The organism is Streptomyces sp. NPDC005931, assembly GCF_042871235.1.
Classification (GTDB): Bacteria; Actinomycetota; Actinomycetes; order Streptomycetales; family Streptomycetaceae; genus Streptomyces.
Window position 1 is genome coordinate 546,682 of sequence record NZ_JBIAIG010000004.1, and the last position, 15,621, is coordinate 562,302.

The 15,621-nt window shown below is 70.9% G+C and carries 16 protein-coding genes; all 16 read left to right on the forward strand.

The genetic code is table 11. The features are described 5' to 3' along the window. Positions 1 to 188 precede the first annotated feature (188 nt). Positions 189 to 1,037 carry a hypothetical protein gene (locus ACFYOV_RS13570; RefSeq protein WP_389087102.1) on the forward strand — a complete coding sequence of 283 codons (849 nt, stop codon included), beginning with the start codon at positions 189 to 191 and terminating at the stop codon, positions 1,035 to 1,037. 133 nt (positions 1,038 to 1,170) lie between these two features. After that, the gene (gene cpaB / locus ACFYOV_RS13575) at positions 1,171 to 1,878 is read left to right on the forward strand and encodes a Flp pilus assembly protein CpaB (protein ID WP_389086715.1); all 708 of its coding nucleotides are present in this window, start codon (positions 1,171 to 1,173) and stop codon (positions 1,876 to 1,878) included. Positions 1,879 to 1,887: 9 nt separating this feature from the next. Further along, complete coding sequence (locus ACFYOV_RS13580; RefSeq protein ID WP_389086717.1) at positions 1,888 to 3,141, forward strand: CpaE family protein; 1,254 nt, start codon at positions 1,888 to 1,890, stop codon at positions 3,139 to 3,141. A 2-nt stretch (positions 3,142 to 3,143) separates the two neighbouring features. Continuing rightward, positions 3,144 to 3,575, forward strand: coding sequence for a pilus assembly protein (locus ACFYOV_RS13585; protein WP_389087104.1), 432 nt, complete (start codon positions 3,144 to 3,146; stop codon positions 3,573 to 3,575). 1 nt (position 3,576) lies between these two features. Next, positions 3,577 to 3,945, forward strand: coding sequence for a TadE/TadG family type IV pilus assembly protein (locus tag ACFYOV_RS13590; RefSeq protein ID WP_389086720.1), 369 nt, complete (start codon positions 3,577 to 3,579; stop codon positions 3,943 to 3,945). Positions 3,946 to 3,970: 25 nt separating this feature from the next. Beyond that, complete coding sequence (locus tag ACFYOV_RS13595) at positions 3,971 to 5,308, forward strand: CpaF family protein (protein WP_389086722.1); 1,338 nt, start codon at positions 3,971 to 3,973, stop codon at positions 5,306 to 5,308. A 9-nt stretch (positions 5,309 to 5,317) separates the two neighbouring features. Then, positions 5,318 to 6,262, forward strand: a complete 945-nt coding sequence (locus ACFYOV_RS13600; RefSeq protein ID WP_389086723.1) for a type II secretion system F family protein — start codon at positions 5,318 to 5,320, stop codon at positions 6,260 to 6,262. 26 nt (positions 6,263 to 6,288) lie between these two features. Further along, on the forward strand, positions 6,289 to 7,176 hold the full coding sequence (locus ACFYOV_RS13605) for a DUF5936 domain-containing protein (protein ID WP_389086726.1): 888 nt from the start codon (positions 6,289 to 6,291) through the stop codon (positions 7,174 to 7,176). 121 nt (positions 7,177 to 7,297) lie between these two features. Continuing rightward, positions 7,298 to 8,956, forward strand: coding sequence for a histidine kinase (locus ACFYOV_RS13610; RefSeq protein WP_389087106.1), 1,659 nt, complete (start codon positions 7,298 to 7,300; stop codon positions 8,954 to 8,956). A 95-nt stretch (positions 8,957 to 9,051) separates the two neighbouring features. Continuing rightward, positions 9,052 to 9,996 carry a response regulator gene (locus tag ACFYOV_RS13615; protein WP_389086728.1) on the forward strand — a complete coding sequence of 315 codons (945 nt, stop codon included), beginning with the start codon at positions 9,052 to 9,054 and terminating at the stop codon, positions 9,994 to 9,996. 169 nt (positions 9,997 to 10,165) lie between these two features. Continuing rightward, positions 10,166 to 10,363, forward strand: a complete 198-nt coding sequence (locus ACFYOV_RS13620; protein ID WP_389086731.1) for a Flp family type IVb pilin — start codon at positions 10,166 to 10,168, stop codon at positions 10,361 to 10,363. Beyond that, the gene (locus ACFYOV_RS13625) at positions 10,363 to 10,962 is read left to right on the forward strand and encodes a pilus assembly protein TadG-related protein (protein WP_389086733.1); all 600 of its coding nucleotides are present in this window, start codon (positions 10,363 to 10,365) and stop codon (positions 10,960 to 10,962) included. The genes ACFYOV_RS13620 and ACFYOV_RS13625 overlap by 1 nt, the downstream gene beginning before the upstream one ends. Before the next feature lie 33 nt (positions 10,963 to 10,995). Further along, complete coding sequence (locus ACFYOV_RS13630; RefSeq protein WP_389086736.1) at positions 10,996 to 11,577, forward strand: hypothetical protein; 582 nt, start codon at positions 10,996 to 10,998, stop codon at positions 11,575 to 11,577. Between the two features lie 8 nt (positions 11,578 to 11,585). Next, positions 11,586 to 12,200, forward strand: coding sequence for an OmpA family protein (locus ACFYOV_RS13635; RefSeq protein ID WP_389086738.1), 615 nt, complete (start codon positions 11,586 to 11,588; stop codon positions 12,198 to 12,200). 415 nt (positions 12,201 to 12,615) lie between these two features. Further along, positions 12,616 to 14,763, forward strand: coding sequence for a hypothetical protein (locus ACFYOV_RS13640; RefSeq protein WP_389086741.1), 2,148 nt, complete (start codon positions 12,616 to 12,618; stop codon positions 14,761 to 14,763). After that, the gene (locus ACFYOV_RS13645) at positions 14,760 to 15,608 is read left to right on the forward strand and encodes a hypothetical protein (RefSeq protein ID WP_389086743.1); all 849 of its coding nucleotides are present in this window, start codon (positions 14,760 to 14,762) and stop codon (positions 15,606 to 15,608) included. Before ACFYOV_RS13640 ends, ACFYOV_RS13645 begins: the two co-directional genes overlap by 4 nt. Positions 15,609 to 15,621 lie beyond the last annotated feature (13 nt).

Sequence of the window (15,621 nt, forward strand, 5' to 3'; positions counted from 1 at the left end):
CGTTTTGGCGCACCTTGTGCGACGGCAGTTGCTCACCAGCTACAGAAACGCTGTTCTCCGGTCACAGAGCCGTGGATACAGTGCTGAGGAAGTCACGCAGTGAAGTCATCAGGGTGCACGGGAGTAACGCCCGGCGGACCGACGGGCATGGGGAGAACGGGGAGCTGCGCGTGCCAACTGCCATTGCCGTGACCAGCGCCGACATGGCGCTGCCGGCGCAGGACGAACGGACCCTGCCCGCCGTCGTGCTCCGGGACGTCGCCACCCGCCCGCTCGAACAGGTGCTGACCGAACTCCAGACGATCGTCGAACAGCACGGCCACGTCATCGTGGTCTGCTCCCCGGCCGCGCCCACCGCCGTCCAGCGGCGGCTGCACACCCTGCGCTCGCTGCTGGAGAGCGACCGCATCGCGCTCTTCCGGCCCGACCTGCCGCCGCTCGGACTGGCCGTGCTGGTACGCCAGTTACGCCAGCTCGCCTCCTGCGACCTCGGCCCCGGCGTGCTCGCCTCGGCCGGGCGCCTGCTCACCCACTACATCCACGCCGGAGCGCTGCTGGGCTCGGTCGCCCGGCTCGACCGGGTGCCCGTGAACCTGAAGCAGCACGCCAAGTCCTGGATGCCGGGCAGCCAGTTCGCGGTCCTCGCCCACCCGCAGCCCCAGCTGGTCCGCCTCGGGCCCGAGGCGTCCCTGGACGGGCCGGAGTTCGGCACCTGGATGCTGCTCGCCAAGGGCCAGCTCCAGTCTGACTGGGTCAGCGCCACCCTGGCCCCGTCCTGGAAGGTGCAGGGGCTGCGCGAGAGCCCGCTTCCGGCCGCATCACCGGGCTGGTGGGGGACCGGCAGACTCATCGAGTTCTGCAGCTATCTGCCCGACCTGTCGGTGCTGTACCAGCTGGTCACGTCCGTGCGGCGCAGTACCTGCCACTGGTGCGGCATCGACGTCATCGGCGACCGGTGCGTGTTCTGTTCGGCCACACCGCCCGCCCCCGACGGACCGCCCCGGCCCCGGCCCGAGAACAGGGCGGTCGTCGGTTGAGTCCTGAACCACGGGGCACGCCACGGGACCCGCGCCCGGGCCGTCCCGCTCCGACCCGCACGGACCACCGCTCACCGCTACCGATCCCGCTCGTTCCCGCCCGACCGATCGCCCCAATGAGGTTGTACGGTTCATGAACTCCCGTCAGCGCCGCGGCGTGATACTCCTGCTCCTGTCGGTCCTGTGCGCCCTGGGTGCCTTCGCCGGCGTGCTGTCCGTCATCGGCGACGTCAAGTCCAAGGTCGGCCCCGAGGTCACCGCGTACCGGGTGAAGTCCAACGTGGCGCCCTACACCGCGCTCAGCACGGGCCAGTTCGAGAAGACCCGCATGCCCGAGCGGTGGCTGCCGGAGACCGCGGTCACCGATCTCGCCGACATTCAGGGCAAGATCGCCGTCACCACCCTGAAAGAGGGCTCCCTGCTGCAGAGCGACATGATCGTCAATCAGCCCGCCCTGCAGCCGGGGCAGCAGGAGGTCGCCATCATGATCGATGCGGCGACCGGCGTCGCCGGCAAGATCACGCCGGGCTCGACCGTCAACGTCTACGCCACCTTCGAGGGAGAGCGTGAGGGTGACTCCGCTCAGTCCAAGATCATTGTAACGAACGCCAAGGTCCTGGACGTCGGCCGGATCACCGCCCTCGATCCCGACGAGAGCGACCGCACCCGCCGGCCCACCGACGGCGTGCCGATCACCTTCGCACTGTCCACCCTCGACGCCCAGCGCATCACCTACGCCGAGTCGTTCGCCCAGCGGGTACGGCTCGCGCTGGTCGCCCCGGGCAGCGACACCAGCGTCCCCGAACAGCAGCGGACGTACGAACTCGCGAAGGACAAGTGAGAGGCCCGCATGCCCACGAGGATCCTCCCGGCAGTCGGCGACGCGGACGCGGTCCGTTCCCTCACCACACTGCTCAGCCAGCTGCCGGACGCCGAGCCGGTGGCCCCGGTGGTCGACTCCACCCAGCTCGTCGACACCCTCGCGCGCCTGGCCGCCGAGTCGGTCGACGAACTGCCGGAGGTTGTGGTGGTGCACGAGCGGATCGGCCCGGTCCCCGCACTGGAGCTGATCCGTGAGGTCGCCCTGCGCTTCCCGGCCGTCGGCGTCATCCTCGTCACCTCCGACGCGAGCCCCGGCCTCTTCCAGGCCGCCATGGACTACGGCGCCCGCGGCCTGGTCGCCCTGCCGCTCAGCTACGAGGAACTCGCCAGCCGCGTCCAGGCGGTCGCCCAGTGGTCGGTCGGCGTACGCCGCCACCTCGGCTCGGGCGGCGACGTGTTCACCGGCGTCGGCGGCACGGTGGTCACCGTCAGCGGGGCCAAGGGCGGCGTGGGGACCACTCTGACCGCGATCCAGCTCGCCCTCGCCGCCCAGGCGTCCGGCCGGGCCACCGCCCTGGTCGACATGGATCTCCAGGCCGGCGACATCGCCTCCTACCTGGACGTCCAGTTCCGCCGCTCGGTCGTCGACCTCGCCGCGATCAGCGACATCTCCCCGCGGGTCCTGGCCGACGCGGTCTTCCGCCACGACACCGGCGTCTCGCTGCTGCTCGCCCCCGCGGAGGGCGAACGCGGCGAGGACGTCACCGACCGGGCCGCCCGCCAGATCGTCAGCGCCCTGCGCTCGCGCTACGAGATCGTCGTCATCGACTGCGGCGCCCAGCTGAGCGGCGCCGGCGCGGCGGCCGTGGAGATGGCCGACACCGCCCTGCTCGTCACCACCCCGGACGTGATCGCCGTACGGGGCGCCAAGCGGGCCGTGCGCATGTGGGACCGGCTCCAGATCCGCAAGGCCGAGGAGACCACGGTCGTCGTCAACCGCCACACCCGGGCCACGGAGATCCAGCCCCCGCTCATCCGGAAGATCACCGGGACGGCCGTCGCCGGCACCGCGGTCCCCGCCGGCTTCAAGGAACTCCAGTCGGTCGTGGACGCGGGCCGGCTGCACGAACTCGAGAGCAGGAGCGCGGTGAAACAGGCCCTGTGGGCGCTGGCCGGCGAACTCGCCCTGGTCAAGCCCGCCGAGGGCGCCCACAAGGCGAGCCGGCTGCGCGGCGACCGCGGGTCGGCCGGCTTCCGGCGGAGGAAGGACGGAGGGGGATGACCATGCGACCGTTACGGGACCTCCCACGGCGTCGGCGGCCCGTCGCGCCGACACGCACCCGGCAGAGCCGGGACCGCGGCCAGGTCACCATCGAGTTCCTCGGCATGACACCCACGATTCTCGTGACGCTGGTGGTGCTGTGGCAGCTCGTACTGGTGGGATACACGTTCGTTCTCGCGGGGAATGCTGCCGACGAGGCGGTACGGGCGGGCACCGCCACGGCGCCGGGCGGGCGCCAGGGCGCCTGCCAGGAGGCCGGGCTCGACAAGCTGCCCGGCGCGTGGGAGGGGGACGCGGCGGTGGACTGCGGCACGGCGGACGGCCTGGTCACGGCCGATGTGAGACTCGGCGTCCCCGTCCTCTTCCCGGGCACGGCGAACTTCCCCTTCGAGGTGCACGGCCACGCGGGTGCGGTCGAGGAGGAGACGGACTGACATGCCGTACGACATGCCGTACCGGAGGAAGGACCGCGACCGCGGCCAGGCCGCCCTCGAGTACCTCGGCTTCATCCCGGTCCTGATCATCGTCGCCATGGCCGCCGTACAACTCGGCCTCATCGCCTACACCGCCCAGCAGGCCGGCACCGCCGCCCGCGCCGGCGCCCGCAGCGCCTCGCTCGACCAGGGCGCCCAACAGGCCTGCGCCGCGGCGGTCAGCGACTGGCTGGCCGACGCGACCGCCTGCGAGCCGGCGCAGGGCGGCGACGAGGTCACCGTCACCGCCGAGATCGCCATCCCCTCGATCGTGCCGGGCTGGGACTTCGACCCCGCCCGGAAGACCGCCACGATGCCGCTCGACCACTGAACGAGGAACGAGGAGCACCGGACTCATGAGCCTGCGGGCACGCATCAACTCCCCCGAGGAGACGGGAAGCCGGGGCGAGGACGGCCACCTGGTCGCCTCCTACCGCGCCAAACTCCTCGAGGAGATCGACCTCGCGGAGATGAGTTCGCTGGCCGCGGCAGAACGCCGGGCCAGGCTGGAGCGCGTCCTCGGGCACATCATCAGCCGCGAAGGCCCCGTCCTGTCGACGGTGGAGCGGTCCCAGCTGATCCGCCGGGTCGTCGACGAGGCGCTCGGCCTCGGCATCCTGGAACCCCTCCTGGAGGACGCGTCGATCACCGAGATCATGGTGAACGGCCCCGACGCCATCTTCGTGGAGCGCGCCGGCCGGGTCGAGCAACTCCCCCTGCGCTTCGCCTCCAACGACCAGCTGATGCAAACCATCGAGCGCATCGTCTCCACGGTCAACCGCCGCGTGGACGAGTCCAACCCGATGGTCGACGCCCGCCTCCCCTCCGGGGAGCGCGTCAACGTCATCATCCCGCCGCTGTCCCTGACCGGGGCGACCCTGACCATCCGCCGCTTCCCGCGCTCCTTCACCCTCCAGGAGCTGATCGGCCTCGGCTCCCTCGACGAGCAGATGCTGTACCTGCTGGCCGGTCTGGTGCAGGCCAGGTTCAACATCATCGTCTCGGGCGCCACCGGCACCGGGAAGACCACCCTGCTGAACGCCCTGTCGGGCCTCATCCCCGAGGGCGAGCGGATCATCACCATCGAGGACTCCGCCGAACTGCAGCTCCAGCAGCCGCACGTCATCCGCCTGGAGTCCCGCCCGCCGAACGTCGAGGGCAAGGGCCAGGTCACCATCCGCGACCTGGTCCGCAACTCCCTGCGCATGCGCCCCGACCGCATCGTCGTCGGCGAGGTCCGCGGCGGAGAGTCCCTGGACATGCTCCAGGCCATGTCCACCGGCCACGACGGCTCCCTCGCCACCGTCCACGCCAACAGCGCCGAGGACGCGCTGATGCGGCTGCAGACCCTCGCCTCCATGTCCGACGTCGAGATCCCCTTCGTCGCGCTGCACGACCAGATCAACAGCGCCGTCGACGTCATCGTCCAGCTCACCCGCTTCGCCGACGGTGCCCGCCGCATCACCGAGATCGCGATGCTGGAGAGCCACGGCGGCGAACCGTACCGGCTGGCCACGGTCGCCCGCTTCCACGCCCAGCCGATGGCCGCCGACGGCCGCGTCTACGGCGCCTTCGAGTACCACCCCCTCCCGCGCCGCACCGCCGACCGCCTCTACATGGCGAGCCAGCCCATCCCGCAGGCCTTCGGCGTCGCCCACTCCGCCGACCAGCTCGCCACCCGAGAAGCCAGGTAGGACCGTCCCATGGATCTGCATAACCTGATCACGCTGACCACCGGCATCACCCTGCTGACCTGCGTCCTCGCGGTCGTGGGCGTGCACTCCTACGCCATGGGCAAAGCACAGCGCCAGGTACTGGTGGACCGCCTGTCGGCCACCGGCCAGATCCCCGTCGTCGGCCGCCGCCGCCACTTCCACGGCCTGGACCGCCGCCTGCGCGGTACCAAACCCGGCCGGAAGCTGGAACTGCGCCTGGCGGCGACCGGCCTGGACATCACCCCCGGCGAGTTCTTCGTCTACATGCTGGCCACGGTCGCCGGCCTCTGGCTCGTCGGCCAGGCCACCCTGGCCCCCTTCTTCGGGCCGCTGGCCGGCCTCCTCGGCATCTGGGTGGCCCTCCAGTTCCTGAACTGGCAGCGCCAGAAGCGCATCGAGAAGTTCATCAACCAACTCCCTGAACTGGCCCGCATCCTGGCCAACGCCACTCAGGCCGGCCTGGCGCTGCGCACGGCCATCGGCATGGCGGCGGAGGAGCTGGAGGCGCCCGCGGGCGAGGAATTGTCGAAGGTCGCCAACCAGCTGGCGGTCGGCGCGTCGATGGACGACGCCCTGGGCGAACTCGCCGACCGCCTCCCCTCCCGCGAACTGGTCGTCCTCGTCACCACCCTGGTGCTCTCCAACCGGGCGGGCGGCCAGGTGGTGAGCGCGCTGCGCAACCTCACCGAGACGCTGGAGGAACGCAAGGAGACCAGGAGGGAAGTGCGGACCCAGCTCTCCCAGGTGAACATGACGTCGTACGCCGTCCCCGTACTGGGCGTCGGCTCCCTGTTCCTCATGAACGGCGTCAAGGACGGCGCCCTGGAGCGCATGACCGGCTCCCCCGCCGGCCAGGCCGCGGTGATCATCGCGTTCGCGCTCTACGCCGTCGGCTTCGTCCTCATCCGCCGTCTGTCCCGCATCGACGTCTGATCCGGCGAGAAGGGACTGGGAACATCATGGGACTCCTCCTGGCACTGGCCATGGGCCTCGCCGTCTGGGGCATCTTCGCCGGCATCCGCATGTACCGGGCCGAGGCGAAACTCCCCGGCGACCTCGTCCTCGCGCTCGAGGTCGGCTCCACCCGCACCGGCGCGGTCGACTCGCTGGTCGACCGCATGGGCATGCGCTACGCCCCCGCCGTACTGCGCCTCATGGGCCCCAAGCAGGTCGCCAAGTACCGCCGCAAGATCGACCTGGCGGGCAACCCCGGCGGTCTCACCATCGACCGCTACGCCGCGCGCCGCGCGGTCTACGGCGCCCTCGGCGGCGTCGGCTTCCTGGTCTTCCTCATGCGGGGCCAGCTGTTCGTGGCGCTGCTGCTGCTCGCCTTCGGCGCGTTCTGGACGGAGGTCGGCATCTGGTCGGCGATCCGCATCCGCAAGGACGTCATCGAGCGGACCCTGCCGGACTTCCTGGACGTCCTGGCGGTCGTGGTGAGCGCGGGCCTGGGCTTCCGCCAGGCCCTCGACCGGGTCGCCTCCAAGTACGAGGGCCCGTGGGCCGACGAACTGAGCATCACGCTGCGCCAGATGGACCTGGGCATGAGCCGCCGCCAGGCCTTCGCGGAACTGCGCCGGCGCAACGACTCGGAGCAGGTCGCCATGTTCGTCACCGCCCTCCAGCAGGGCGAGGAACTGGGCGCCCCCATCGTCGACACGCTGGTCGCCCTCGCGAAGGACATGCGCCGCACCGACGCGCAGAACGCCCGACGCAAGGCCGCGCGGGCGGTTCCCAAGGCCACGATGATGATCACGACGTTCATGGTCCCGGCGACGATGATCCTGTTGGGCGCGGGCCTGATCCTGGGCTCGGGCACCGACTTCGGCTCGATCACGGGCGAGTAGGACGGAGGTGGGGGGTGCGATGGCGATGACGAGGGAACGCACGGGCGGGGAGCGTACGGGCGGGCGGCGTACGGGCGGGCGGCTTCCGGACGGGCGGCTTCCGGACGGGGAGCGGGCCGGGCTGCTCCGCCGCCGCCCCAGGCCGGCCGAGATCACCACCCCTCCGGCGGGCACGGTCCTGCCGGACCACGTCCGCACGGGCGCCCCGGACATCCCGGTGACGTCGGTGACCCCGGCGCTGCCGCCGGGCTGGGACCCCGCGCCGGCCGGGCACCCGCCCGACCGGGCGGCCACCGACGGTGCTCGGGCCCGCGTCCCGCGGGAGCCGTCGGCCGGTGACGGTGCTGCGGCTCGGGGTCCTCGGGAGCCGTCGGCCGGCGACGGTGCTGCGGCCGGGGTTCCTCGGGAGCCGGTGGCCGGTGACGGTGCTGCGGCCGGGTCCCCGCAGGAGCCGACCGCACCCGGCAACGAGAGCGGCACGGCCGGCGCGGGCGGGTACGCGGCCGAGAACCGGACGCACCCCACCCAAGCCGCACCCGACGTACTGATCCAGATCAACGCCTTACAGGCCCTGTGCCGCCAGGTCTTCGGCTTCCGCCTGGCGATGATCGCCCTCGCCGCCCCCGCCGCCCTCCTCAACGCGGGCCCCGGCTGGGGCACCCGCCTGGTCGGCATCGCGGTGGTGGTCACCTTCATGGCGTCCTACGTCCTCTTCCGGGACTGGGAACGCTTCGGCCCCCTCCTGCTGCGCCACCCCGTCCTCCTGGCGCTGGACACCCTCTTCGGCGCCCTGCTGCTGATCTCGGCGGGCCCGGACACCACCCTCGCCTACGTCAGCGTCTGCACCCCGCTCCTCGCGGGCCTGGTCTACGGCTGGCGCGGCGCCGCGGGGTTTGCCTCCCTCCAGGGCCTGATCCTGCTCCTGGTCTACGCGGCCCTGGAGGGCCCGCGCCCGGACCTGGCGGAGGTGTCGTTGCTCCCCGGCCTCTGCGTGGTCGCGGGCGCGGTCGGCTCCAGCCTCCGCAATCTGATGCTCCGCTTCGGCGAGGCGACCCGGGCCCTGACGACGGTCCAGGCCCGCCTCGCCGTCACGGAGGCGGTCGGCGCGGAACGCACCCGGCTGGCCCGCGAGATGCACGACTCGGTGGCCAAGACGCTGCACGGCGTCGCCCTGGCCGCGGACGGACTGGCCGGTTCGGCGGGCTCGGACCGCATGGATCCGGCACTGGTGAGGCAACAGGCGGAACTGGTCGCCCGCTCGGCCCGCCGCGCCGCGGCGGAGTCCCGTGAACTCCTCGCCGACCTGCGCCGCGAGTCGGACCCGGCCCACGGCACGGACGTCCTGGTGGAACTGGCGGCGCGCACACGGGACTTCAGCACCCGGACCGGTCTGCCGGCGGCCTACCGCCCCACCGGCGACCCCGCGGTGCCGCCCGTGCCCCCCGCCGTGGCCCGCCAGTTGCTCACCATCGCCTCCGAGGCCATGGAGAACGCGCACCGCCACGCGGAGCCGACCCGGGTCGACGTCCGGGCCGGCGTCCACGGCGACCTGCTGCGCATCAGCGTCCACGACGACGGCCGGGGCCTGCCACCCGGCACCAACCTGGAACAGCTGCGCCGGGCCGGCCACTTCGGCCTGGTCGGCATGGTCGAGCGCGCGGCCTCGGTCGGCGCCCGCATCCGCATCGGCCGGGGCACACAGGCACGCGGCACAGAGGTCCGCCTGGAACTCCCGCTGGCGGCCGTGACGACGCAGGCTCCCTTGGAGGCGACCCCATGACGCCGACCTCGTCCCCGTCCCCGTTCCCTTCTCCGTTCCCTTCTCCGTCCCCGTCTCCGTCCCCGTTCCGTCCCTCGCCGAGAGGAGGCCGCCCGATGCCGGACCGGACACATCCCCACCCCGGCCCACCGCAGCCGCCGCCCAACCCCTTCGGGCACGCGTCCCCGCCCACCGCGCTCCGGGTGGTGGTGGCCGACGACAACCCGGTGGTCCGGGCCGGCCTGACCGCCCTGCTCTCCGGCCGCCAGGACATCACGGTGGTGGCGGAGGCGGCGGACGGCAGGGAGGCGTACGAGGCCGCCCACGAACACCGCCCCGACGTGGTCCTCCTGGACGTCCGCATGCCCGGCGTGGACGGCCTCTCGGCATTGCCCTACCTGGTGCAGATCGCCCCCGTCGTGATGCTGACCTACAGCAGGGAGTCGGAGATCGTCCAGGAGGCCCTGCGCAGGGGAGCGGGCGGCTACCTGGTGCACGGCGAGTTCACCGCGGACCAGCTGGTGTCGGCCGTACGCGACATCAAACAGGGACGCCCGCACTTCACGCCGACGGCTGCGGGGGCGCTGCTGGCGCAGTTGCGGCAGGGCGGTGGCGGCGGTGCGGTGCTGCCGGACGGACTGGGGACGGCGGATGCGAGTGCACACGGAGCTGCTGTGCCGACCCAGGCCCACAGGGATGGCCAAGGTTCCCTTGCCCCGGATCCTTTGGGCGCGCCCTCCGTCTCGAATCCACCTACTTCTTCAGAAAACCTTTCGCAACTGCAACCGGGTGTGGCACAGTTTTCGTCTGGGTGGACAAGCGGCCGCCCGGCCGCTCCCGACAGGTCGAGATTCCAACTGAGCACCAGGGAGGCGGAGATCATGGACCTCATCGCGTCCGGCATGAACAACCAGCAGATCGCCGCCACCTGCTTCATCAGCGAGAAGACGGTCAAGAATCACATCAACCGCATCTTCGCCAAGCTCCACAGCACGAGCCGCTCCGAGGCCGCCGCGAAGTGGCTCGGCACGGCACCGGGTTCGGGCCGAGGGGTGGGGTGACCTGCGGTGAGGGCGTGGGACAAGCGCGAGAAGAGGAACTGGGCCTGCCGTTGGGCCCGGGATTGGGCCCACGGGCCCTCCGTCCGGCGGGGGTTACGGCCCTACGTTGCTCATGTCGAAAGCGGCCCCGCGGAGGAGGCCGCAACCGCGTCAGCCGGAGGGGAACACCATGAGCAACTGGATCAACACGACGGTCACGTACCTCCAGTCCCGCGCCGCCCGCAACGACAAGGGCCAGACCGCGGTGGAGTACCTGGGGATCATCGCGGTTGTGGTGGCGATCGTGCTGGCCATCACGGGGACGGACATCGGCACCTCGATCTACGACGCGATCACGGAGCAGATCGCGAACGTCACCGGCGGCTGATGCGGCCCCGTAGGTACGGCGACGCAGGGCAGGCCTTCCCCATCTACATCACGGTGGTGGGGGGCCTGCTCTTCCTCGCGTTCGCGTACTTTGCGGTCGGCCAGGCCGCGGCGAATCGGAACGACGCGCAGACTGCTGCCGACGCCGCTGCTCTGGCAGCTGCCCAGGACCGGCGGGAGCAACTTGCCGGTGCATGGGTTCAGAACGTCTTGGATCCGGCCAAGTGGGAGGCCATCTTCGGCGGCGTAGCGGAGGGGCTCGACGACTCGTGCTGGCGAGCGTACGAGCTTGCAGCGCAGAACGACGCCGAAGTGGTGAACTGCGGCGGAGACGGACCGCTGGACTACACGGTTGAGGTGAAGACAAACGACACGGTGGGCGACTCCATCGTGCCCGGTACGGAAGAGATGAAGTCCAAGGAATTCGCCACAGCCGTGATCGAGCCGCGCTGCACGTTCGACCTTCTGGGTGAGGGTGGGGGAAGGGACACGCTGCCTCTACTCACCTGCAAGGACAGGGAATGGGAGTTGGACCCGAAGGGTCCCGAGGACCTGCTCCCGGAGCCCGAAGACCTGTTTGACGTCCATCTGGCCGACTGACAAGCGAACGACGAGTGACTAAGGAAACAGGGCATGAGCATTCGGTTCACAACGACGGCCCGCAGGGGGATGGTCGCCTTGACCGTTGCGGCCGGACTGGCCCTCGGCGTGGCCGGCTGCGGTGGTGGTGGCGAAGATGATAAAAAGCCGAAGGATTCGGCAGCTGCGTCCAAGGGCGGTGGATCCGGCCCGAGCGCTCAGGAGGGCCAGTCTACTGAGCCATTGGCGGAACTAAGGGGACAAGACGGTCTGCTTCTGCGGCTCACAAGTGCCGAACGTGATGCAGGCGGCTTCCTAACGGTGAATGGCGAGCTCAAGAACGACGGGGCAAAGCGGATCACGGTGCCGGGGGTAGTCAGGGGGAATGAGACAGAGATCATCAAGCACGGTCGGACGCTCGGTGGAGCCACGCTTGTGGACTCGAAAGGAAAGAAGCGGTACTACGTGCTCCGCGACACGGACGGGCGCCCCCTGACTACAACAGATTTGGGCATCATCAAGTCGGGGGAGACCGTCCCGGTCTTCATGCAGTTCCCGGCGCCGCCAACTACTACGACGGAGGTTGCCTTCCAGTTGCCGACCTTCTCGAGTGCGACGATCGAAATCTCCGGGTGAGGCAGAGGATGACCCACACTCGCCTGATTCTCGTGGGGACTGTCGCCGCTGTCGTCTTCACCAGCACTGGAGTGGTTCACGCCGACGATGGCCCCAGTGTCCCCCCCGGCACCGAAGCGACAGTCGCCGCACCCGTAGAGGTGGATGGCAATGATCCCGACCTCAAGCTCCCGGAAGGTGCCACTCTTGCCGCCGCCAAGGTCCTCGACATCAAGACAGTCGTCGAAGACCAAAGCGGTGACGAACGCCGCGAGGACACCAACTCCGACGTCAAGTTCGCCCTCCAGGCCGAGGTGCTGTTCCCCAAGGACAGCGCGAAACTCAGCTCCCAGGCGAGGTCCCGTATCTCCACGATCGCGCAGGAGATCAAGACCCAGAACGCGACGAAGATCCGCGTCTTCGGCTTCACGGACAACCTGGGCTCCTCGGCCCACGGCGACGTGCTCTCCAGGAAGCGCGCCAACGCGGTGCAGAGCATCCTCGACCAAGAGCTGAACGACTCCAACGTCACGTACGAGGTGCGCGGCTACGGCGAGCAGTACCCGATCGCCGACAATTCGACGGAAGCGGGCAGGAAGAAGAACCGCAGGGTCGAGGTCTCCTTCCCGCGCTCCGAAAGCTGAGCGAGCCGACTGCAGCAGATGATCGGCCTTGCCCGCCTTGATCTCAAGGATCAGGGCGCGCAGGGCCTCTCTGCTGTCGGTGAGGGGATGGTCCTCCTGCCCGGCGACGGCGAAGCAGGCGTTGCCGTGAGGAGGCGGCCGCCGAATCCCACCTGACCACGCTGGTCGCGCACTTGCACCACCGCTGGGGCCCGCGGATTCCGCCTTTGGGCTCCGCTTTGGGCCCAGGGGCCCATGTCGCCCCCGAGCCCCCTCCCTAGGCTCGCGACGACGTGCACGAGGTCTCCCGCGCGGGGGAGTTGAGGGGGGAGTGGACATGGCGTCGCTCGGGGGAGCAGGGGCGGCCGGAGGAGCCGGCGGGGGCATACCCGTGGCCGGCCCGGCGTGGCCGTCGGGTCCGGCCGGCCGCCGGGACATGCCGAGGCCGCTCGCGACGGCCTTGGTCCTGGTACACGCCCTGTTCGTGGTCACCGTGGCGGGCGGTCTGGGCCTGCTCCTCACGGCGGGTTCGTACGACGAACTCGACGGCGGCGTGCTCGCCCTGACGGCCTACGCCGCCGCGCCCGGTGTGCTGGGCTGGTGGCTGGCCCGCCGGACCTGGGCGGGCGGGCCCAGGACGTGGGCCGCCCTGACGGCCGTGCAGGCATGGCTGGTCCTCGGCGCGATGTCCAACATCGCCGACGGATCCGCGAGGGGCTACACCCAACTGTTCCTCCCGCTCCTGGTCCTGTACTTCCTCACCCGTCGCGAGAGCCGCGACTGGTACCGCACCCCCGAGTTCGAGCGCGCGGCACGCCGCCCCTTCTCCCTCTCCCGGATGATTCGCCGGCGTCGGGACGAGGGCCAGACGGCGGTTGAATACGCGGGCCTGATAGCCGTGGTGGCCGCACTGGTCGTCGGCCTCACGGTCAGTGGCCTGGGCGCGCAGATCTTCGGCGGCATCCAGTCGGCGGTCTGCGAGATCACGGGCACGGCATGCCCGGCAACGGCACCGGCCACCGCGGACGACCGCCCGGACGCGGTCGCGGAGGACGACACTGCCGCCGACCCGGGCCCCGACAGTGCCCCCGCTCCCGAAGGAGAGCAGCCCCCACGCGGCGACGCGGCCGAGCCCGGAGACGGCGACGCAGCCGGGCCCGGAGACGGCAGCGAGGCCGGGCCCGCGTCCGGAGACGACGAAGGGAATCCGGGCGACCAAGGCTCAGCCCCCGAAGCCGGCACCGAACCCCCCGGTGACGCGGGCAACCAAGAAGACGAGAGCGACCGGAACCAAGCAGACGAGGGCGACGACGGCGACGAGGGCTGTTTCTCCGGCTTCGGTTCCTTCTTCGGCTGCGCCGGAGACCAGCTCAAGCAGGTCGGCGAGGGCCTCTTCGTCGACGGCATCTGGGGCGACCTCACCGACATGTGGGACCTCGTCACCAACCCGCTGGAGTCCCTGGAGGGCATCAAGGACTACGGGGGAGTCATCGCCGACCAGTGGTCCGAGGACGCCAAGGACGCCGGCCGCAAGTGGGAGAACGGTGACTACCTCGACGCCCTCACCGACTGGGGCGGCGCGACGGTGAACTCGGGCGGCAAGATCCTCGACGACATGTTCATCGGGGACGACGTCCGCGACCAGTGGAACCAGGGCAACGAAACCCGCGCCGTCACCACCGTCGTCTGGAACGTCGGCTCCCTCTTCATCCCCGGTTACGGCGAGGCCAAGGTCGCCCAGAAGCTCGGCAAGGTCGGGAAACTCGGAAAGCTGGGCAAGCTCACCGACAAGGCCACCGACGCCGCCGCGGACGCGAGGAAGGCCGCGGAGGCGGGCGACGCGAAGGGCGCCCGGGAGGCGGCGAAGGAGGCCGACGAGGCCGCGGACGAGGCGGAGCAGAAGGCCCGCGAGTCCGGCTGCACGATCGCCGCACCTCTGCGACGGTCCCCGTTCGGCGGACCGGGCACGGGGACCACGGTCCTGGCGGCGGCCCTGGCGGGCCCCTCCGCCGACGCCCCCTACGTCGTCCTCGCCCAGGAGGAGTGCGACGAGGAGGCGAAGCAGCAGGCCCGAGAGGCCCGTGAACAGGCCGACGACGCGGACAAGGCAGCCGACGAGGCCGAACGCAAGGCCCGCCCCGCCAACGAGTGGCAGGCGAGGGACGACATCGCGGGCCCGGCCCGCGGCAAACTCCTGAAGTTCCCGAACAAGCGGCACACCGTCGGCGGCGCGGCGGGCGGCCAGGTCAAGGAGCGCAACACCATCATCCTGCGCGGCAACGAAGACCTGGTCCGGGGCGACATCGAGGCCATCGCGGACGGCCGCGCCACCCTCTCACCCGACGGCAACACCTACGAGATCAACGGCCGCACCTACGAGGTGGAAGGCAACGGCACCGTCTTCCCGAAATCGGGCCCCGGCCTGGCCCAGCTCGACCGGATCGAATACGCAGCTCTGAAGGAGATCGCCCGCAACAAGGGTGACGTCGGCGCATCGAAGCAATTGCAGCGCGATCCCAAATTCGTCAACAATCCGGAGAAGGTCGAGAAGGCCAAGCAGATCTACGACGGGACGTACAAGTGATCGCGAACCTCCTCACCGTCGCGGACCTGCCCGCGGCGACCATCAGAGCCGCGCTGGCCGAGTCGCTGGCGGTCCCGGAGGAGACGATCGACGTGGCGGACACGGAGGCGGAGCAGGACCACCGCGACTGGGAGGCCCCCGTCCTCTGCACGTACACCCGCCTGCCGCCCGGCGACCTGTGCCTCTCCCTGGACATCTGGACCGACGACGACAGGACGCCGCCGCTCACGGAACCGCGCCTGGCCCGGGCCCTGGCCACCACCTGCGCCACCCCCGTCCTCCACCCCTCCGACCTGGACCTCCCCAGCGCGTACTGGCTCGCCGCACCGGACGGCCGCACGATCCGATGCCGCGTGGAGGAGACCGACCTGGACGACGAGGGGACGACGTCGTACAGGGTGGACGCCCTGGAGGCCCCCGTCGCGGACCTGCCGGCGGCCAGGGTCGGTCCCCTCCCGGAAGCCCTGGACCACTACCCCCTGCCCACCCCCGTCACCCAGCGATTCCTGGCCGCCCACCCGAACGCCGATTCCGCGAGCGCCGAAGGCCGCACGCACTACGCCCTGCACGTGTGGGAACGCCTCATCCGCCGCCTGGAGTCGAACGACTGGAGCCCCTCGGGCCGCTACCCGGAGGACCTCTACGCCCGCGACCTGAAGGCCCGGGACGACCTGGCCGGCCTGATGGAAGAACTGGACCCCCCGTCGGCCGCGAACCTCCGCGCGGACCTCATCTCCCTGGACGAATCCTTCAAGGCCCACACCCGCGGCAACGACCCCACGGCCCCGTCCGCCCCCGACGACCACTGGTGGCACCACCGCACCCCGAACCGCCCCCCGTGGTGACCCGGCTCCCGCC

Excerpts from the sequence above, each read along its gene's own strand:
- ACFYOV_RS13595 (WP_389086722.1), top strand. The coding sequence starts at position 3,971 with ATGAGCCTGCGGGCACGCATCAACTCCCCCGAGGAGACGGGAAGCCGG.
- ACFYOV_RS13635 (WP_389086738.1), top strand. The coding sequence starts at position 11,586 with ATGACCCACACTCGCCTGATTCTCGTGGGGACTGTCGCCGCTGTCGTC.
- ACFYOV_RS13600 (WP_389086723.1), top strand. The coding sequence starts at position 5,318 with ATGGATCTGCATAACCTGATCACGCTGACCACCGGCATCACCCTGCTG.
- ACFYOV_RS13585 (WP_389087104.1), top strand. The coding sequence starts at position 3,144 with ATGCGACCGTTACGGGACCTCCCACGGCGTCGGCGGCCCGTCGCGCCG.
- ACFYOV_RS13625 (WP_389086733.1), top strand. The coding sequence starts at position 10,363 with ATGCGGCCCCGTAGGTACGGCGACGCAGGGCAGGCCTTCCCCATCTAC.
- cpaB (WP_389086715.1), top strand. The coding sequence starts at position 1,171 with ATGAACTCCCGTCAGCGCCGCGGCGTGATACTCCTGCTCCTGTCGGTC.
- ACFYOV_RS13630 (WP_389086736.1), top strand. The coding sequence starts at position 10,996 with ATGAGCATTCGGTTCACAACGACGGCCCGCAGGGGGATGGTCGCCTTG.
- ACFYOV_RS13620 (WP_389086731.1), top strand. The coding sequence starts at position 10,166 with ATGAGCAACTGGATCAACACGACGGTCACGTACCTCCAGTCCCGCGCC.
- ACFYOV_RS13640 (WP_389086741.1), top strand. The coding sequence starts at position 12,616 with ATGCCGAGGCCGCTCGCGACGGCCTTGGTCCTGGTACACGCCCTGTTC.
- ACFYOV_RS13590 (WP_389086720.1), top strand. The coding sequence starts at position 3,577 with ATGCCGTACGACATGCCGTACCGGAGGAAGGACCGCGACCGCGGCCAG.
- ACFYOV_RS13615 (WP_389086728.1), top strand. The coding sequence starts at position 9,052 with ATGCCGGACCGGACACATCCCCACCCCGGCCCACCGCAGCCGCCGCCC.
- ACFYOV_RS13580 (WP_389086717.1), top strand. The coding sequence starts at position 1,888 with ATGCCCACGAGGATCCTCCCGGCAGTCGGCGACGCGGACGCGGTCCGT.
- ACFYOV_RS13605 (WP_389086726.1), top strand. The coding sequence starts at position 6,289 with ATGGGACTCCTCCTGGCACTGGCCATGGGCCTCGCCGTCTGGGGCATC.